The organism is Flavobacterium sp. S87F.05.LMB.W.Kidney.N (genome assembly GCF_004366435.1).
Lineage (GTDB): Bacteria > Bacteroidota > Bacteroidia > Flavobacteriales > Flavobacteriaceae > Flavobacterium.
Map to the genome: position 1 here is coordinate 451,736 of NZ_SODX01000004.1, position 18,694 is coordinate 470,429.

The window sequence follows — 18,694 nt, forward strand, 5'->3', positions numbered from 1 at the left end:
CATTAAACTCATTTACAACTAATCTTCTTGAACCAGCTCAATATCCATTGTCTTAATCAAGCCATCTTCAAAAGTATAAACATGCTTAACTAGACCATCAAAAATCAAATTACCCTGCAGGTCTTTTACATTTTGCTGTACTAAAACTTCTAAACTGTCATTTTCCCTTTCAGCAAAACCAACTGGATCTACTTTCGGATTAATTTCTGCCCATTGTCTTGTCCAATATTGTCTAATTTCGTCGTGTCCACTAATATAGCCGCCTTCCCAAGCCTTTGACCATTGTACATCTTCTTGCATTGTCGATAAGCATTTGTCTATATTTCTTTCGTTAAAAGCATTATACGCTTTTCTGATTACATCTTGGAATTGATTTGACATTTTATACGTTTTAAAGTGGTCAACTAATATAGCAATTCTAACTTATTAAAATAAATACCGCCAAAAATTTAAAACCCTAAAAATCAACTTCAATTATTATCAAATTTTTAATTCTGATGGTTTTTAGAAAAATTTTAAGAAACCTTACTTTTCAAATTGCTATATTTGGCGCACTTTCAACAACTATAAGCCTTGTTTTTAAGTAACAAATATAATCCTGCTGTGCTGTAAATGAAACCTATTAAGTTCATATATATCGTTTTACTTTCGCTGCTTTCTTTCTTTAGAGGCACCGAAACGTATCAGCAGCCTGTACATTTTAGCAGCTGTATCACTCATGACAGTGTTACCGCAGATGATACACTCTTTAATTCTTCGGATTATTCTTCTTCTAAAAATTTAGAAGTTCATTATAAACTCAAAAAGAAAATAAAATCCAGAGCTACTACTTTAGAACAAAGTACAATCAAAGCTCCTTATTTTAGTAATCTAATAAACTTCAAGCTTTACAAAAAGAGCTTAATTTATGGTATAGCTTCAATATACCAAATTCAAAGGCATACTTATCTTCATTTGTATCAGTTATTCTAGGACTCCAAATTTGGTTGTTTTTATATTTTAGATTTTTCTGAAACGATTTTTCATGTGCCTATATGGCGTATGAGTATCATTGTTATAAAAACATTTTTTCTAAGAACGGTGCTTCTATCCAAAAAGGAAGTAATCCGAAAACATCTCTAATTTCAATATTTACATAGATTTCAAACTCCCTTTTCTTGCATTGGGGAGCCTATATTTTTATTTAATTTTTAAAACCTAATCATGAATATTTATAAAAATCCATTCCTTTTGTTCACTTTATCATTGTTCGTTTTAGTCTCGTGTGGTGACAAAGCAAAAAAGAATTCCGAAAACATTAAAACACTTCCTGTATACAAAGTCACCTTAAAAGACACCATTGTTTCGAGCAAATTTGTTGCCGATGTACATGCTAAAAACAATGTAGAAATCCACGTTAGAATTCCTGGTTTACTAGAAAAAGTTTATGTAAGCGAAGGACAAAAAGTTAAAAAAGGACAAATCTTATTTAAAATAAGTGATGTCGAACTTCAAATTCAGCTGCTGAAAGCCGAAGCTGTTTTCAAAAGCGCAAAAGCCGATTTAAGAATCGCAACGGTTGAATTAGAACAAGCACAAACTCTTTTCAATAAAAAAGTAATTGCCGACAAAGAATTAGAATTATCTAAAGCAAAACATGAAGCGGCTTCTGCGAAATTAGCCCACGCTGCCGCAGAAAGAAAAGCAATCAACCAGCAGATTAGTTTTACGACAATCCGTGCGCCGTTTGACGGAACTGTAGATAGAATTCCGTTTAAAGAAGGAAGTTTAGTAGAAAATGGTTCATTATTGACTACCGTTTCTCAGCTGGATGACGTTTACGCTTATTTTTCAATTCCTGAAAATACATATTTCCAAATGATGGAAGACAAAACCCTTAATACACAAGGAGATATAAAACTTGTCTTGCCAAACGGAATGGTTTACGATCAAAAAGGAGAACTAAGAACTGCCGACGGAGAAATCGACAGACAAACGGGTTCTATTCAATATAAAGCCAAATTTCACAATCCGCAGGGATTTATCAAGCACGGAACTTCGGGTAAACTGATTATTTCAGAACCAAAAACCAATGCAATTTTAATTCCGCAGAAGGCTGTTTTTTCAATTCAGGACAAACAATACGTATTTCTGGTAAAAAAAGATGGAGTAGTTAAAATGACCAATGTTACAATTGGAAGTACTCTAGATGATGTTTATATCCTAAATGATGGTCTAAAAAATGACGACCTGATTGTACAGGAAGGTACGCAATCATTGAGAGACGGCGATAAAATCAACATCAAACAAATGTAGGTTATCGACTTGTAAAGCAGTTATTTAATTATTGATCTAAAAAAAATATAATGATAGAGTTATTTATCAAAAGAAAAATATTGTCATTAATCATCTCGGTTATGATAGTTCTTTTGGGATTACTGGCTTTGTTCCAGCTTCCCATTACCCAATTCCCAGATATTGTACCGCCTTCTGTAACTGTAACAGCCAAATATACAGGAGCAAACGCAGAGGTTTCTGCCAACGCCGTCGCCCTTCCGCTCGAAAGAGCCATAAATGGTGTGCCGGGAATGACGTATATGTCGACCGTAACTTCTAATGACGGTTTAACCTTAATCCAGGTTTTCTTCGAAGTTGGAACCGATCCCGATTTAGCGGCTGTAAATGTGCAGAACCGTGTAACAACTATATTGGACGAACTTCCCGAAGAGGTGATTCGTGCGGGTGTTACGACCGAAAAAGAGGTGAACAGTATGCTGATGTACTTGAACATTACGAGTACAGACAAAACTCAGGATGAGCAGTTTATCTTCAACTTTACAGATATTAATATCCTGCAGGAATTAAAACGTATTGATGGTGTCGGACGTGCCGAAATTATGGGACAAAAAGAATATTCTATGCGTGTCTGGCTGGATCCACAAAAGATGCTTTCGTATAATATTTCGGCAAATGAGGTAATCAGCTCACTTCAAAAACAAAACATTTCTGCTGCACCAGGTAAAGTGGGTGAAGGATCTGGACAGCTTGATAATCAGTTACAATATGTAATTAAATATGGCGGGAAATTTTTTGAACCCAAACAATATGAAGAAATCCCTTTAAGAGCCAACTCTGATGGAACGATATTAAGATTAAAAGATATTTCGAATATAGAGTTTGGTTCGATGAGTTACGGAATGGTTTCTAAAACCGACGGAAAACCTTCGGCATCCATCATGTTGAAACAACGTCCGGGTTCTAACGCTTCTGAAGTTATTGCAAGCGTAAAAGAAAAAATGACTGAATTAAAAGGAACTTCTTTTCCTCCGGGAATGGAATTTAATATTGCGTATGACGTTTCCCGTTTTCTAGATGCTTCTATTCATGAAGTTTTAAGAACTTTGATTGAAGCCTTCCTTTTAGTAGCCTTTGTAGTTTTTATTTTCCTGCAAGATTGGAGATCTACTTTAATTCCCGTATTGGCAGTACCTGTCGCGCTTATTGGTTCGTTTACTTTTATGTCGATGATGGGATTCTCGATCAACTTACTGACTCTGTTTGCTTTAGTACTTTCGATCGGAATTGTAGTCGATAACGCTATTGTTGTCGTCGAGGCCGTTCACGTCAAAATTTCCGAAGAACATATGGCACCGCTTGAAGCCACCATAAGTGCCATGAAAGAAATTACCGGAGCCGTAATTGCAATTACAATTGTTATGGCTGCTGTATTTATTCCCGTTGCATTTTTGAGCGGTCCGGTTGGGGTTTTCTACAGGCAGTTCTCTTTGACAATGGCGATTAGTATTGTCATTTCTGGAATTAACGCACTTACTCTTACTCCTGCCCTTTGTGCCATTATGCTAAAAGCGCATGATCCGAATAAAGAAAAGAAATCATTATTAGATCGTTTTTTCCAGAGATTCAACAATTGGTTTGATAATGTAACTTCAAAATACATTAAAGTATTAGTAAAGTTTGCTGACAGAACTTCAGTTACTATTGGTTTACTGGTTCTTTTCTGCCTCTTTACTTGGGGAACAAGCAAGTTTTTACCGTCAGGATTTATTCCGTCTGAAGATCAAGGAATGGTTTACGTAAGTGTTACAACACCGCAGGGTGCAACTGTAGAGCGTACCGAAAAAGTATTGGATCAAGTAACTAAAGTTGCCAAAGGAATTCAAGGTGTCGATAACGTAACTACGCTCGCCGGATACAGTATCGTAACTGAAATCGCAGGTGCTTCGTACGGAATGGGAATGATCAACCTAAAAGATTGGAGCGATCGTGATATTTCTGTAAATGAATTTATAGCGCAACTTACTGAAAAAACAAAAGGTATCTCTGATGCACAGATTGAAATATTTGCACCGCCAACCGTTCCTGGTTTTGGTAATACCAGTGGTTTCGAACTTCGATTACTGGATAAATCCGGCGGAAGCATTACGAATACAGATGAAGTGACGAAAAACTTTATTAAAGAATTAAATGCTTCGCCCGAAATACAAAACTCTTTTACCAGTTTTGACGCCACTTTTCCGCAGTATTTAATTCATATTGATTACGATCAGGCTGCGAAAAAAGGAATTTCAGTAGACAATGCAATGGCAACCTTGCAGACGATGTTAGGTTCTTTTTATGCTACCAATTTTATCCGTTTTTCTCAAATGTATAAAGTAATGGTACAGGCAAGTCCGCAGTTTAGAAAAAATCCTGAAAGTATTTTGGATATGTACCTAAAAAATGATGCTGGCGAAATGGTGCCTTTCTCCACTTTTATCAAATTAGAAAGAGTTTACGGTCCAGAAGTACTTACACGATATAATATGTACATGTCTGCAATGATTAACGGAGAACCTGCAGAAGGTTACAGCTCTGGAGATGCAATTGCTGCCGTAGAAAAAATCGCTTCAGAAAAACTCCCAAGCCGTTTTGAACTGGAATGGTCTGGTATGACGCGTGAAGAAATTTTATCAGGAAACCAAACCATTTACATTTTTGCGCTTTGTATACTATTCGTATACTTATTATTGGCCGCACAATACGAAAGTTTACTGCTTCCGTTTCCTGTATTATTAAGTCTTCCTGTGGGAGTTTTTGGTTCTTATCTTGCCCTTTTGATGGTTGGATTAGACAATAACATTTACGCGCAGGTAGCACTCGTCATGCTGATTGGTCTGCTCGCCAAAAATGCGATTCTAATTGTAGAATTTGCAATGGCACAAAACAAAATAGGAAGAGATATTACAGAAGCCGCGATTGAAGGTGCCAGACTTCGTTTCAGACCAATTTTGATGACATCTTTTGCTTTTATTTCAGGGTTAATTCCGCTGTGTATCGCTTCTGGTGCGGGGGCTGTAGGTAACCGTTCTATCGGAACTGCGGCTGCAGGCGGTATGTTAATTGGAACTGTGTTTGGTCTGGTAATTATTCCAGGACTTTACATTTTATTTGCCAAACTTGAAAAAGCAATGAATAAATCTAAAGTATAATTTTTTTTAAACACATAGATTCATAGAATTTAGAAATCATAAAAAGTCGTTTCACTTTTTTTAAAGTCACATAGCCATGTGTTAGAAACTAGTTTCTTTCAATCCCTTTTCTAAAAAAAAACTATGTTTCGTGTTGAATCAATTACGCTGCAGATTAAACAAATAAATTAAACAATGAAAGAGATATTAAATCAATATAAAAATGCTAATACGCAGTTTTTAAGGACAACCAAAAGTGCGTTTATAATAACTGGAGTTTTACTTTTAACGGCATGTTCTGCGCCAAAAGTCAGTGATAAATTGACTGCTGTAAAACTTCCTGAGAATTTTGACGCGAAGAGAAAAGACAGTATAAATAATGCTTCGCCTTTTATTCCATTAAAAACAGAAACCTTTTTTAAAGATCCAAAATTAGAGCTGTTACTAAAGAAAGCTATTGCTCAAAATCCGGATTATTTAATTATGCAGGAAAGGATATTGATTGCCAATTCGCATTTAAAAGTGGCAAAATTAGCCCTTCTCCCTTCTTTAGATCTAGTCGCAGATGCTTCTGGAACGCGTTATGGAAAATATACAATGGATGGAGTTGGTAATTTTGATACCAATTTTTCACAAAATATCAGCGACAAACAAAGAATTAACGAAGACCTTACTCCTAACCTTTTTCTAGGTGGAAAAGTTTCTTGGGAAGCTGATATTTGGGGAAAACTGAGCAATCGTAAAAAAGCGGCACAGCAAAGATATTTTGCTTCGCAAGCAGGAATGCGATTATTGCAGACCCGCCTTTTAAGCGATGCCGCCGATTTGTATTTCAAGCTTATTGCCTTAGACAAACAAGCTGCGATTTACGATAAAAACCTCACAACCCAAGAAAGAGCACTTGATATTGTTTCTGCTCAAAGATCGGTTGGAAAAGCTACGGAATTGGCTGTACAGCAGTTTAATGCGCAAAATAATAACATCCATGCTCAAGCTTCGGAATTGAAATTAAGCATCGACCAAACCGAAAAAGCTTTATTGACGCTTTTGGGTCAATACGGCGGAAAAATCGATAGAAGCAGTGACTTTTTATCGGGACATTTAGAAGTTTTAAACCAAAAAATAAGTGTAGATTCTATTATTCACAAAAGACCAGACGTTGCTGAAGCTTATTTCGAATTATTAGCCAGCAACGCTGATGCAAAATCCGCAAGAGCTGCCTTTTTCCCAACTTTAAATTTAGGTGGCTATGCAGGTTTCAATTCGTTTTCTTTCAATACTTTTTTTGATGCTGGATCTTTTGCCTGGCAGATTTTAGGCGGTTTAACAGCTCCTGTTTTCAATAAAGGACAAATTAAACAGGAATTTTATGTCTCTAACCGAAGACAAGAAATTTCGTTTCTCCACTATCAAAATACAATCACAACTGCTTTCAACGAATTAAGCGCTTTATTACATAGAAATGAAGCTTTTGAAGATGTTTTGAAATACAAATTAAAAGAAATCGATCATCTTGAAATTGCTGTAAACGTTTCTAACGATTTGTATTTAAGCGGTTATGCCAATTATCTCGAGATCATAAATGCGCAGAAAAACAAACTGCAGGCAGAACTTGATTTTGTTGATATTCAATTGCGAAATGCCAATTCTCAAGTACTATTGTACAAAGCTTTAGGCGGAGGAATTAATTAGTTTATATATTGGTCAAAAACTGTTCTTTTTTTAGCTCATCAAGAATACAGTTTTATATCCCATTTGCTCAGCAGATGGGATTTTTTTTTGAACGAAATTTTCTGTTCGTTGTTACAACTACTATCTTTATTCTAAATTACTAAAAAAGCAACAATGGATATTGCCCATATTCTTGATCATATTTACAAACTTCCCGAGCATTCTAAACTGGCTTTAGAAAATAATGTCCGAGAAATGGCTTTTCCTAAAGGTCATATTTTACTGAGAGCCAACAAAATAGAATCAAATATTTATTTTATAAAAAAAGGATTGGTCAGAGCTTTTATTGAAAGGGATAATGAAGTTACTTTTTGGTTTGGAAAAGAAGGCGAAACCGTGATTTCGATGAAAAGTTATGTCGAAGAACAACCTGGATATGAAACGATTGAACTTCTGGAAGACTGCGAATTATACGAATTAAAAACAGAAAACCTTAGAAAACTCTTTAACGAAGATGTTCATATTGCGAACTGGGGACGAAAATTTGCTGAAAAAGAATTAATAAAAACGGAAGAACGTTTGATTTCCAAACAATTCAAAAACGCATCAGAACGTTATCTCGAACTCATGAAAGATCATCCGGAACTGCTTCAAAGAGTACAATTAGGACATATTGCTTCTTATCTCGGCATTACCCAAGTCAGTTTAAGCCGAATAAGGGCGGAGTTAAAATAAATTTATTTTTTATCATTTGTTAAATTTTTTCTGAATTTCATAAAGGAACTTTGCACCACAAAATTTTAACGATATGAACTGGATTATTTTAATCATTGCAGGCTTATTTGAAGTAGCTTTTGCAGCTTGTCTGGGAAAGGCAAAAGAAACTACAGGAACAGAAATGTACTATTGGTATATTGGATTTTTTATTTCCTTAACCCTGAGCATGCTTTTGCTGATGAAAGCAACAGAAACACTTCCGCTGGGAACTGCGTATGCGGTATGGACAGGAATTGGCGCAGTTGGAACTGTCCTAGTTGGTATTTTTGTTTTTAAAGAACCTGCTGCTTTCTGGAGATTGTTCTTTTTGGCAACTTTAGTAGGTTCTATTGTTGGTTTAAAAGCGGTTTCTCACTAAAAAAATATTATACGAATTGGATACAACTTTGTCAAAGTTTCGAACTTTGACAAAGTTTTTTTGTTTTAAACACATAGGAATTACCCCAATCTTGTCATTCCGAAGAACGAGAAATCACACGTGGGATTCGACAAAGATTGTAGACATTTTGTGTGGAGTTTCTAGTGTGATTCCTCGTTCCTCGGAATGACAAACTGTTCGTAAAGCTTTAAAATACAGCCCAAAGTTTCCACTTTAGTTTTGTGTTTTCAGCTTGGAATTTGGGATTTAAAATTTTGGAATTTAAAAAACTAATGCATTTTCAGCATCACATGATAAAAAAATAGCATTTTATATCATTAGTCTTCCCTTTATCTTTGTCAAATAAAGCACCATAAAAACATGAAATTTAGCCATACCATTAAATCATTTGAGGAACTCACCAATCAGGAACTATATCAAATGTTACGTTTACGGAGTGAAGTTTTTGTTGTCGAACAAAACTGTCCTTATTTAGATTTAGACAATAAAGACCAAAAGAGTTTTCATCTTTTATATTATGTAAATGACCAATTAGCGGGCTGTACACGTTTACTTCCTGCGGGTTTATCATATGACGAAATAGCAATTGGAAGAGTTGTGATTGACAAAACACATCGCGGATTGGGTTTAGGAGTAAAAATTATGGAAGCTTCGATTGCAGGCTGTCAGGAAAAATTTGGCGAAGGCCCAATTCGAATCAGCGCTCAATATCATTTGTCGAAATTTTACCAATCAGTTGGATTTGTTGAGCAAGGAGAAGTTTATGATGAAGACGGAATTCCGCATATTGAAATGCTCCGAACTTAATAAATTACGGCAGAATCAGCTTTAAAACATTGGCTAATACAGGATTATGATCTTCGGTTCTCCAATTGATATACAAATCAGTCTCTAAAGGAAGTTTTATAAATCGAATACCCGAGATTTCATGGAAAAGATAAGAATCTGGAAGAATTGCAATTCCAAGTCCTTTTCGAACCAAGGCAATAATTGCAGAACCGAATTCGGAATGAAGATATACTTCTGGTGCATTTTCAAAAGAATTGAATAATCGTTGTATTAAATCGCTGTAACTGCTGCCTTCATCGTTAGTTGGCAATATGAACTTTTGAGAAACAAGTGTTTCTTTGGTAAGATCTTCAATAGTTTGATATGGATGGTTTTGAGGAACTACAATCGCCAAATTATCGGTATGGATTTTTTCTGATCGAATATCACGCGAATTATTAATATCTCTGGTAATAGCCAAATCGATTTTATAATTTTGGAGATATTCCTGCTGATTTTCATACAGAACTTGGACCAATTTGATTTTTAGTTTTGGAAAAGCATTCGAAATACGGGACAAAATATCAGGCATAAGCGAAGCCGAAATAGAATCGGGATGCGAAATAGTAATAGTACCGCTCTCGCCTAACTGAATCTGGCGTGCCGACTGATGAATGAATTCGAGTTTACTCATTTCGACTTCCCATTTTTCTTTTAAAAACTGGCCGGCTGCTGTGAGTTTAACATTGCGTTTGTTACGTTCAAACAACTGAACGCCAAGCTGATTTTCGAGAGACTGAATCTGACGGCTCAATGCAGATTGGGTAATATTCATTTTGCCGGCGGTATTCCAAAAATGAAGTTCACGAGATAAAGCTAGAAAATATTTAATTTGCTGTAAATCCATTGATGCAATTTACGCATTTATTAAAAACAAAAAATAGGTTTTAATGCATTAAAGAATAAAATAATGAGCACACTAGAAATAAAAAAAGCAGCTGTTAAAGATTTAGAAGCTCTTCAATTAATTGGAAGACAAACTTTTTCAGAAACTTTCGCAGAGGTAAACAGCGCAGAAAATATGATTAAATATTTGGAAGAAAGTTTTGCCGACGAAAAATTAACTGCTGAACTCAATCATCCAGATTCCCACTTTTACTTAGCCGAACTTGACAACAAAATTATTGGCTACTTAAAATTAAATACCGGCGGTGCACAAACCGAAAAACAAGATCTCAACGCTCTTGAAATAGAACGCATTTACGTCGCAAAAGAATTTCATGGTAAAAAAGTTGCACAGGCACTATATGCTCAGGCTTTACAAACTGCTGCCGAACTCAAAGCTGGATATATTTGGCTTGGCGTTTGGGAAAATAATCTTAGGGCAGTTAGCTTTTATACTAAAAATGGTTTTATTCAGTTTGATACTCATATTTTCAAATTGGGCGACGACGAACAAACTGATTTATTGATGAAGAAAGTTTTATAAATCAATTAAAAAGGCAATTTTTACGAATTATAACTTAATGGAAAGAAAACAATTTTTACTGATTTTACTAATCATTGGCACTGCATTTTGGGGTATCTCCTATTCAGTTACTAAAATGGCAATTGGAGATTATTCTCCTAACACTTTTTTGTTTTATCGTTTCCTTTTGGCTGTTATAGTTTTAACTATTATTTTTTGGAAATACGTTAGAAAAACAAATTTAGAGGCAGTTAAAACAGGTGCAATTTTAGCTTTTCCAATGTTTTTAGGAATTCAGCTTCAAACAGTTGGACTTAAATACAGCGATGCTTCGCAATGTTCTTTTATCGCTGGATTAACGGTTATCATCATTCCGTTAATGAAACTCGCGGTCTATAAAACCAATGCATCGTTAAAAATATGGATTGCCGCTTTAACTGCTTTAGCTGGTTTATTTATTATAGCCATACAAGATAAATTTACAATAAATATAGGCGATCTATTTACAATCGCGGGTGCTTTTGCTTTTGCGGTTTATTTGATTAGTGTCGAAAAACATTCGGTTTTAAAGAATCTGCTGTATTCGATTGTTCCCATGTTTGCATTTTGCGCACTGTTTACTTTTTGTCTGGCTATTACAGATTCTCAAGCGGTTTGGTTTCCAAAAAATGATACATTTTGGCTTGGTGTTGTTTATTGCGCACTTTTTTCTACTGCATATATGTATACGGTTTCGAATATTTCACAGCGTTATTTATCTGCCGAACGTGTCGCGGTAATCTATTTATTTGAGCCTGTTTTTGGTGCAATTGGCGCTTTTTTTATTTTGGGAGAAAATCTTTCTTGGCGTCTGCTATTGGGAGGAACTCTCATTTTTGCCGCAACTATAATTTCTGAAGTAAATTTTAAAAGTTCTAAAATTAGCTTTTTGGCTAAGAAAGATTAGAAAAATCTACACATAAAAATGGTTCTCGAAGATTTAGCAGATTAGGAAGATTTTTTCTCATTAGATCTGCGTAGTCTGTGAGATTTACAAGAAAAACAGTCAAAAAAAAACTCTTATTTTAATTTCTAAATAAGAGTTTTTTTTATCCATTATATAGGTAAAAGTGTATCTTCTGGGTCACATGGAAAATAAATAACTATATCAGTTCCTTCGCCAGGTTTTCCTTCTGCATGAATATCACCTCCAACGGCCTGCATGATTTTTTTACATAATGCCAGACCAACACCCGAGCCAGTATAATGTTCCTGGGTATGAAGTCTTGTAAAAACCTTAAAAATAGATTCGGCATATTTTTGCTCAAAACCAATTCCGTTATCAGAAAATCGGACCCAATGACAATACACTTTATACTTGTCATGTATGATTACAGGTTCTTGAGAAGCTGTTATTTTAATTTTTGGCTGTCTTTCAACTGAAGCGTATTTTAATGAATTCTGAAGAATATTAATAAATAATTGTCTCATTAAAAACCCAATAGCATGAATTTTTGGAAGATTTTCAGACTCAATTACTGCATTACTTTCTGAAAGTGCTTCAGACATTTCTTTAATTGTAGATTCTAAAATTTCATTTAAATCTACTTCATGAAGAGTATCCCTGGTGTTTTTTATTCGGGTATATTTTAAAATATCTTCCAATAAACCGCTCATTCTATTGGCAGATTTCGAAACACGTTGTAGGGAATTTGAAATTGAATCGGTTGAAATAACATCCAATTCAGATAACATTTTTGAGGTGATAAGCTGAATTTTACGCAATGGTTCCTGCAAATCATGCGTACTGATCCAGTTAATATTTTCGAGTTCTGAATTTGTTTCTTTTAATATTTCGCTTTGACTGCGATATTTTTCCTCTTCTTCACTCAACATAATCAAAATAAGCTGATTGTGCAAGGCGTGTGCATATTGAATAGCTGCATTAATTTCATACTGCTTCCACACACTGCTTTTATTTTTGACAATCTGTTTCCAGATATTGAATGAATTTCTAGGATGAAGTCCGTTGCTGTCTTTAATAATGCTTTTTTCAGGATCACCACCCCAATTAATTTCAGAAATAGTTTCGGGTCTGTACCAAATTATGTGATCATTATTTCCAAGAGAATGATAGATAATTCCAGCAAAATTTGAATTTTGAGCTAGTTCCGGGAAATCATCGCTGATTTTGTGAGTGGTAAATATTTCGTTGGAAAACTTAGCATTTATACCTTCAATCAGCTCCGTAATTTGTTCATCAGAAGGAACTATTCCACTTTTATAGATTTTTCCTCTAGATATAATAGAAACACCAGCTGCATTACAAAGTTCTAGTAATTGCGGTGCCTCACTAACTATTTCTAATGATTCTTGTTTAATCGGAAGATCAATACTTGTTAATTGCTCCAGCGCTAAAATTGATTTGTGAGCATTTATATTCTCATCATTAGATTGGCGTATATCGATTTGTGAGGTAATAAATTGTCCTTGAAGTTTTGCAGCAAGTCTAATTTCGGGTGAAATATTTTTTTCTGAATAATGATGGCAGGCAATTAATCCCCACAATCTGTCATGATGGATAAGCGAAATTGTTAATGTTGCACCAACGCCCATATTTTTTAAATATTCTACGTGAATTGGCGATGTACTTCTCAATATCGAAAGACTTAAATCAAGATTTTTATTTTCTTTATCGTCCACCGTGTAAATTGGAACTGGCTCATAATTAATATCAACAATTAATCTCAGCTGATTTTTAATATACAATTCCCTTGCCTGAGCTGGAATATCGGTATGTGGATAATGGAGTCCTAAAAAAGGTTCTAGGTCTTCCCTGCAGCTTTCGGCAAAGACTTCCCCATTATATTCTTCATCAAAACGATAAATCATTACACGATCGTAGCCTGTAATTTCACGTGTTCCCTGAGCCACTAATGCACACAGATCTTTAAGCGACTTGGTGTTGTTCATCTGCGTTACAAACTGAATCGTTTGTGTGTAGACGTCCGCCAATTTTTCTTTATCTGGAAACTGTGGTTCAGCTTCTAAAACATAAATATCATAACTTTTGTGGATACTAATTTGAAATAATTTTCCTAAAAGGCTTATTTCAAGTGGAAAAACATCTTGAATTTTATCTTCATTGATATACTCTAACAGCTGTTTTTCTGCTTCGGTACCAAAAACACTTTTAAAGTCTTTTCCTAATACCTCAGTATGAAGTAAATTTAAATATGCAGCAATATTTTCTGTACAAAAATCTATTTTCCAATTGGAAGTAACGCCAATTAAAAAACCGTGAGGCTGAATTTTACCTGGTATATGTATCGGTTCATGCTCACAATTGGTCAACGTAACAATATCCCGATTAACTATATCTTTAATCTTCATTCTTTTATCTGCTCTCAAAGTGATTATAAATACTATCAAAAGCAAATACAGCTCCTTCTATTATAGCATCTCCACAATTATTCTGTTGTTCGTATTCTGATAGAAAGTTGAGGAAAGATTTCCAAAAACTTCCTGTTTTATCTCCGTAACCATTAAAATAAGAAACACCCTTATCTCCAGAAAGTTGCGGTACTTGTGAAACATTTTTTAAAATAAATCTACCGCCAAGCGTAGAACCTTCAACGACATAAAAAATTCCAAGAGCAAAAGGAACTGAAATGTTTTCAGTTTTAAAAACTTTCTCAGAGTTACTCAAATCATAGTTTAGAAAAGCAAGATCAGCCTCAATAAGTTGTTTTTTTCTTCTTTGTTCCAAATCACCTAAAAGTCCAGAAAATAATGGGTAAACCGTTTGTTCAGTATCAGCATGAACATCATGCATTAAATTTAGATATTTAGCGTATTCCTCAATTTTCATATCTGGTGACATAATTGACATGGAAACAGGAAGTTCTTCTAATTTTTTATGTGAGTCAGCAGTCTTTGTTTTCAAATCATTAAGAAAACTTGAGGCTACTGCAGTTGAATTTGTATTCATTATTTTACTATTACTTATTGGGAGGAATCTATGGAGAGTCTCTCTACAAATTTAGAAAAAAAACATTAGTAATAATTTTAAAAATACAGGTTTGTAAGATCAAAGTATTATTTTTTATTATTCTGCGATCAAACAAATTTCAAAAACAGTTTTTTCCTTTTCATTTTTCTAGAGAATATAAACTCCATGGGCTTCTATAATGTTTTTAGATAAAGTTAAACCTATCCCCGCACCTTCTTTTGTAGTGGTAAAACAATCGCATCACCATTAACAATTAACAATCAACCATCAACAATTAACCATCAACAATCAACCATTATTTCTTAGTAAATCCTTTTCTCGTCATTTCTCCCCAGCCTTTCGTTCCCATAATTTTTTCTTTATAACCCACTAAAGCTGCATAAACAGTAAGTGGATGAAAATACAACGGTTCAATAAAAGCCGCCATAAGAAGCTTAAAGAAATCAATTTGTTTGGGATATTTATGATACGTTCGTTCTTCGCTATACAAAGCAATAACCGAGAAGAAAACAGCAAATGAATACACAAATAACAAAAGCAAAAAGAAAAAATGCCAGTTTAGCAGGCCAAATATTATAAAGAAAAGAGTTATTATAAGACCAATAAACTCAATTGCAGGAGCTAAAAACTCAAACAAAGTCCAATATGGTACGCTTAACATTCCTAATAATTTGTATTTAGGATTCAAAAACATTCTTTTGTGAATACTAAGTGTTTCGATTGTTCCTCTCATCCATCGGCTGCGCTGTTTTTTGAAAATCTTAAAATCTTCTGGAGCTTCTGTCCAGCAAAGCGGATCTGGGATATAACTCACCGCATACGGAAGTTTGTTCTCCAGCATATAACGGCGCATTCTTACAATGAGTTCCATATCTTCCCCAACCGTTTTTGTGCTATAACCTCCACACATTATAGCTACTTCTTTATCAAATGCACCAAATGCTCCGCTTATAAGCAGTAAACCGTCCAATCTTCCCCATGCCATTCTACCTAACAGAAAGGCCCTTAAATATTCTAAAACCTGAATTCTTGGCAGCATACGATCTGGAATATTAACCTCAACCAATCGTCCGTTTTTAATTATGCACTGATTGGCAATTCGAACAACACCGCCTGTGGCGATAATACGTTTTCCGTGTGATTCTAAAAATGGTTTTGCCAGTTTTAAAAGCGAATCTTTATCGAGAATACAATCAACATCTATACAAACTACATAAGGGTTTTCGGCAATATTAAGTCCAACGTTTAGAGCATCGGCTTTACCTCCATTCTCTTTGTCGACAACTATTATTTTTTTATAAGCCGCGTTTCTTGAAGTGTAAATTCCTTTGATTTTTTTAGTTTCAATTTGCGGATGAATATCTAATTCAGTCAAAACAAGATCATAGGTTTTGATCAGGATTTCCATCGAATTGTCCTTACTTCCGTCATTCACTAAAATTACTTGATAATGATTATAATTAAGAGAAAGGAGTGATTTTACATTTTCTTCAATAGTTAAACCTTCATTGTATGCAGGAGCAATCAGCGAAAGTTTTGGTGCAAATTCACTGGTAAGAAGCACTTCATAATCAACAAAACTATTTTTCTTAAGGTAACTTCGCAGTTCTTTTGTAGAAAGATAAGCGAGTAGTAAATAAGAAGACATGATTAATATGGCGTAACCCAGTATAAGAAGTATGTATACATCCAAAAACCATATTATTTCAGTAGTAAAAAAAGTCATTTTCTTATAAAGTTAAACGGTTAATGTCTGCAGAATACTTTGCGCTTCGTATTTTATTACTGTGTTTGGGGCTTTTGCAGCCAATTGCGCTACAAACGGAATTTTCTGAGTCAGTTTTAATTCTTTTATCAGTTTTAACCCCAGCGTAATAACAGTTGTATTCTGAGATTCTAATAAAAGCTCAATTCCCTTTGTATCTCCTATATCGTGTTTTTTAAACGCTGCGATAATATTCAGCTGAGTCCAATCATCAATAGGATCTGAATGTTCGACAAGATATACAACGCTTTTTGTGCCCGCAAGTCTAATACAGGCGTTTATGGCAGTAATTTTTAAAGTTTTATTTCGAGCTTTTGAATAACTTATGATTTCATCAAAAGCTTCTGTAATATTAAACTCTGCCAGTTCTGTGATTCCTTTGCATTTTACTTCCCATTTTAGACTTTTAAGTTTTCTAAAAGAGCCTTTTATCAAATTAGAATCTTTATAAAATTGTTCAAGCTTTTGTGCATAAATACCTTCGTAATTCTTATGCAGATTTATAATTGATTCTGTCAATACTTCCTTGAAAAATGAAGTATCAAAAAGCACTAAAAAGTTTTTATTTTCTTTGATGCTTGAAAATGAAACATCGTTAAAGATTACTGATGTCATCAATTGATCAATCTCTGCACTATATTCATTTCTAAGTCTTTCTCTTTTAATTTTCTTATTTCGGCTTGCTACAATTAACAAGTACAAAATAAATGAAACGCAAACAAATGCGTAAATAGAAAAAGTAAGGAAAGGTATTTCCCAGCTGCCGTTTTTATATATTTCCCAGATATCTGTCATATTAAAAACGTTTAGTTACAATTAACTGAACATTATACCTGTTTCTGTATTCTCCTGGAATATATTCTTCGCGCTCATACAGGAAAATAGGACGCACAAAGAAAGATTCGCCAAAACGATGCTGATATTGCATTCCTGCTCTGTAAGCTTTTAAAGGCTGGGTAAAACTATTATAGAGATATAAATACGGAACATTTCCGTATTGCAATTCAAATCTTATCAAACGTTCTTTTTCTTCATTTACTTTCTGCAAGCTCAAAACATGAGAAAACAACTCGTTTGAAGTATCATAATACGGTCTGTATGCCACAGTATAAGTTCCAGCTGTATACGCAATTTGTCCCGTTAGTAAAGTGATATCATCTGTATCAAAATGCATAAATCTGGCTCCCAGAGAATAATCAAACTTTTTATGCGGAGCAAAATAATATTCTAAACCTGCTTTTGCGACAGGAAATATTGTTTCGCCTGTAGAAATTCCACCATTTGAATATAAATAACTTTTGTTGGAGAAAGTCTGATAATAATCGGCTTCGAACAACATTTGTGTATCGTCATTAATATGCCCCACATTGGCACGGCCGACAATGGCAGATTTGCTGAATTTATGTGAATATTCTACATAACCATAATGAAATGGAGATTGTCCTGGTTCTGACGTTGAAATATTCAAGTAAGAAGCAGAAACGGTATTTTTTGCTTTGCGTCCTATGAGTGTACGTATTCCACTGAATGCCTGAGTGCTGTTATCAATAAAAGATGCTTTTTCTATTAAATCTAATGCTTCTTGGTCACGATTGAGTTTCTCTAAACAAGTGGCTTTTATCTTTAAAACATCAATGGATTTTGGATCAATTACAAGATATTTATCGCAGTAAGTAATACACTTTTCATAATCTTCAGACCAAAAATAAATATTAATAATAGCCTGCAGTGCTTCTGGATTTGGATTAACTCTGTCTGTCATTGGAGACAAAATTTTTACTGCTGTTTTATAATCTTTTTTCCAGCTGTAAATACGTCCGGTGTAGACTTGAATATCTTCATTTTCTGGAAACTTAGCTCGTAATGGTTCAATTAGCGACAATGCTTTATCGTAGTTTTCTTTTTCTACTTCTCGTTTTACATTTGCCAAAGTCTCGTCTACATTGACTTCCTGCCCAATTGCAATGGACGAAAAAAAGAATATAAAAATGGAGTAATAGATAAACTTCATTAGAAACGTTTGTTTAGTAATTTATTAATCCTTACCAAAAGTACAGCCGGACTGACTGGTTTGGCAATAAATTCATTGGCGCCTATATCGAAAGAATCTAATTCGGTTTGTTCTACACCCGAAGAAGTAAGTATGATTATGGGAACATCGGAGTTAATGCTTTCTCTAACATATTGCGTGATTTCCATTCCGCTTTTTCCGGGCATGTTTATATCTGTCAGAATTAGATCGTAATGATTGGCCTCTATTGCCTCCAATGCATCTTTTCCATCTGAAAATTGGTCAACACTAAATCCTTTAGATTCTAAGAAAAAAGATAATGATTTGCGTAGGATGTCATTATCTTCTGCTAAAATAATTCTCATTTTTTTTATATTTATCTTTGGGGCAAACTTTATATTATGACATCATAATTGT

General features: G+C 34.4%; 17 protein-coding genes. 9 read left to right on the forward strand and 8 right to left on the reverse strand.

The window, feature by feature from the left end:
* Positions 1–18: 18 nt before the first annotated feature.
* The gene (locus EDB96_RS14505; protein WP_134141585.1) at positions 19–381 is read right to left on the reverse strand and encodes a nuclear transport factor 2 family protein; all 363 of its coding nucleotides are present in this window, start codon (positions 379–381) and stop codon (positions 19–21) included.
* 231 nt (positions 382–612) lie between these two features.
* Between EDB96_RS14505 and EDB96_RS14510 the strand changes: the two genes are divergently transcribed.
* The 7 genes from EDB96_RS14510 (at position 613) to EDB96_RS14540 (ending at position 9,081) form a co-directional block, all read left to right on the forward strand.
* Positions 613–972, forward strand: coding sequence for a hypothetical protein (locus tag EDB96_RS14510; RefSeq protein WP_134141588.1), 360 nt, complete (start codon positions 613–615; stop codon positions 970–972).
* 231 nt (positions 973–1,203) lie between these two features.
* The gene (locus EDB96_RS14515) at positions 1,204–2,295 is read left to right on the forward strand and encodes an efflux RND transporter periplasmic adaptor subunit (RefSeq protein WP_134141590.1); all 1,092 of its coding nucleotides are present in this window, start codon (positions 1,204–1,206) and stop codon (positions 2,293–2,295) included.
* A gap of 50 nt (positions 2,296–2,345) precedes the next feature.
* The gene (locus EDB96_RS14520) at positions 2,346–5,468 is read left to right on the forward strand and encodes an efflux RND transporter permease subunit (RefSeq protein ID WP_134141592.1); all 3,123 of its coding nucleotides are present in this window, start codon (positions 2,346–2,348) and stop codon (positions 5,466–5,468) included.
* A 174-nt stretch (positions 5,469–5,642) separates the two neighbouring features.
* Positions 5,643–7,139: a TolC family protein gene (locus tag EDB96_RS14525; RefSeq protein ID WP_134141594.1), complete on the forward strand. Its 1,497-nt coding sequence runs from the start codon at positions 5,643–5,645 to the stop codon at positions 7,137–7,139.
* A 153-nt stretch (positions 7,140–7,292) separates the two neighbouring features.
* Entirely contained in the window at positions 7,293–7,853 is a 561-nt protein-coding gene (locus EDB96_RS14530) for a Crp/Fnr family transcriptional regulator (protein ID WP_134141596.1), read from the forward strand.
* Between the two features lie 73 nt (positions 7,854–7,926).
* Complete coding sequence (locus tag EDB96_RS14535) at positions 7,927–8,253, forward strand: DMT family transporter (RefSeq protein ID WP_113678520.1); 327 nt, start codon at positions 7,927–7,929, stop codon at positions 8,251–8,253.
* A 381-nt stretch (positions 8,254–8,634) separates the two neighbouring features.
* Positions 8,635–9,081, forward strand: a complete 447-nt coding sequence (locus EDB96_RS14540; protein ID WP_134141598.1) for a GNAT family N-acetyltransferase — start codon at positions 8,635–8,637, stop codon at positions 9,079–9,081.
* A 4-nt stretch (positions 9,082–9,085) separates the two neighbouring features.
* On the opposite strand, the gene EDB96_RS14545 is transcribed toward EDB96_RS14540, so the two are convergent.
* Positions 9,086–9,949, reverse strand: a complete 864-nt coding sequence (locus EDB96_RS14545) for a LysR family transcriptional regulator (RefSeq protein WP_134141600.1) — start codon at positions 9,947–9,949, stop codon at positions 9,086–9,088.
* A gap of 63 nt (positions 9,950–10,012) precedes the next feature.
* Between EDB96_RS14545 and EDB96_RS14550 the strand changes: the two genes are divergently transcribed.
* Both EDB96_RS14550 and EDB96_RS14555 read left to right on the forward strand, forming a co-directional pair.
* Positions 10,013–10,531, forward strand: a complete 519-nt coding sequence (locus EDB96_RS14550) for a GNAT family N-acetyltransferase (protein ID WP_134141602.1) — start codon at positions 10,013–10,015, stop codon at positions 10,529–10,531.
* A 37-nt stretch (positions 10,532–10,568) separates the two neighbouring features.
* Positions 10,569–11,456, forward strand: a complete 888-nt coding sequence (locus EDB96_RS14555; RefSeq protein WP_134141604.1) for a DMT family transporter — start codon at positions 10,569–10,571, stop codon at positions 11,454–11,456.
* Between the two features lie 149 nt (positions 11,457–11,605).
* Here the strand turns inward: EDB96_RS14555 and EDB96_RS14560 are convergent, their stop codons facing one another.
* The 6 genes from EDB96_RS14560 to EDB96_RS14585 form a co-directional block, all read right to left on the reverse strand.
* The gene (locus tag EDB96_RS14560; protein WP_134141607.1) at positions 11,606–13,882 is read right to left on the reverse strand and encodes an ATP-binding protein; all 2,277 of its coding nucleotides are present in this window, start codon (positions 13,880–13,882) and stop codon (positions 11,606–11,608) included.
* Between the two features lie 4 nt (positions 13,883–13,886).
* On the reverse strand, positions 13,887–14,480 hold the full coding sequence (locus tag EDB96_RS14565; RefSeq protein WP_057118296.1) for a biliverdin-producing heme oxygenase: 594 nt from the start codon (positions 14,478–14,480) through the stop codon (positions 13,887–13,889).
* A 316-nt stretch (positions 14,481–14,796) separates the two neighbouring features.
* A complete protein-coding gene (locus EDB96_RS14570) occupies positions 14,797–16,227 on the reverse strand; it encodes a glycosyltransferase family 2 protein (protein ID WP_134141609.1) in 1,431 nt (476 codons plus the stop codon).
* A gap of 12 nt (positions 16,228–16,239) precedes the next feature.
* Positions 16,240–17,061, reverse strand: coding sequence for a hypothetical protein (locus tag EDB96_RS14575; protein ID WP_134141611.1), 822 nt, complete (start codon positions 17,059–17,061; stop codon positions 16,240–16,242).
* Between the two features lies 1 nt (position 17,062).
* Positions 17,063–18,277 carry a YaiO family outer membrane beta-barrel protein gene (locus EDB96_RS14580; RefSeq protein ID WP_134141614.1) on the reverse strand — a complete coding sequence of 405 codons (1,215 nt, stop codon included), beginning with the start codon at positions 18,275–18,277 and terminating at the stop codon, positions 17,063–17,065.
* The gene (locus tag EDB96_RS14585) at positions 18,277–18,642 is read right to left on the reverse strand and encodes a response regulator transcription factor (protein WP_057118300.1); all 366 of its coding nucleotides are present in this window, start codon (positions 18,640–18,642) and stop codon (positions 18,277–18,279) included. Before EDB96_RS14585 ends, EDB96_RS14580 begins: the two co-directional genes overlap by 1 nt.
* Positions 18,643–18,694: the final 52 nt, after the last annotated feature.

What these genes read in the sequence shown, in the direction of transcription:
- EDB96_RS14505 (WP_134141585.1), bottom strand. Translation starts at nt 381, where the DNA reads ATGTCAAATCAATTCCAAGATGTAATCAGAAAAGCGTATAATGCTTTT.
- EDB96_RS14510 (WP_134141588.1), top strand. Translation starts at nt 613, where the DNA reads ATGAAACCTATTAAGTTCATATATATCGTTTTACTTTCGCTGCTTTCT.
- EDB96_RS14515 (WP_134141590.1), top strand. Translation starts at nt 1,204, where the DNA reads ATGAATATTTATAAAAATCCATTCCTTTTGTTCACTTTATCATTGTTC.
- EDB96_RS14520 (WP_134141592.1), top strand. Translation starts at nt 2,346, where the DNA reads ATGATAGAGTTATTTATCAAAAGAAAAATATTGTCATTAATCATCTCG.
- EDB96_RS14525 (WP_134141594.1), top strand. Translation starts at nt 5,643, where the DNA reads ATGAAAGAGATATTAAATCAATATAAAAATGCTAATACGCAGTTTTTA.
- EDB96_RS14530 (WP_134141596.1), top strand. Translation starts at nt 7,293, where the DNA reads ATGGATATTGCCCATATTCTTGATCATATTTACAAACTTCCCGAGCAT.
- EDB96_RS14535 (WP_113678520.1), top strand. Translation starts at nt 7,927, where the DNA reads ATGAACTGGATTATTTTAATCATTGCAGGCTTATTTGAAGTAGCTTTT.
- EDB96_RS14540 (WP_134141598.1), top strand. Translation starts at nt 8,635, where the DNA reads ATGAAATTTAGCCATACCATTAAATCATTTGAGGAACTCACCAATCAG.
- EDB96_RS14545 (WP_134141600.1), bottom strand. Translation starts at nt 9,949, where the DNA reads ATGGATTTACAGCAAATTAAATATTTTCTAGCTTTATCTCGTGAACTT.
- EDB96_RS14550 (WP_134141602.1), top strand. Translation starts at nt 10,013, where the DNA reads ATGAGCACACTAGAAATAAAAAAAGCAGCTGTTAAAGATTTAGAAGCT.
- EDB96_RS14555 (WP_134141604.1), top strand. Translation starts at nt 10,569, where the DNA reads ATGGAAAGAAAACAATTTTTACTGATTTTACTAATCATTGGCACTGCA.
- EDB96_RS14560 (WP_134141607.1), bottom strand. Translation starts at nt 13,882, where the DNA reads ATGAAGATTAAAGATATAGTTAATCGGGATATTGTTACGTTGACCAAT.
- EDB96_RS14565 (WP_057118296.1), bottom strand. Translation starts at nt 14,480, where the DNA reads ATGAATACAAATTCAACTGCAGTAGCCTCAAGTTTTCTTAATGATTTG.
- EDB96_RS14570 (WP_134141609.1), bottom strand. Translation starts at nt 16,227, where the DNA reads ATGACTTTTTTTACTACTGAAATAATATGGTTTTTGGATGTATACATA.
- EDB96_RS14575 (WP_134141611.1), bottom strand. Translation starts at nt 17,061, where the DNA reads ATGACAGATATCTGGGAAATATATAAAAACGGCAGCTGGGAAATACCT.
- EDB96_RS14580 (WP_134141614.1), bottom strand. Translation starts at nt 18,277, where the DNA reads ATGAAGTTTATCTATTACTCCATTTTTATATTCTTTTTTTCGTCCATT.
- EDB96_RS14585 (WP_057118300.1), bottom strand. Translation starts at nt 18,642, where the DNA reads ATGAGAATTATTTTAGCAGAAGATAATGACATCCTACGCAAATCATTA.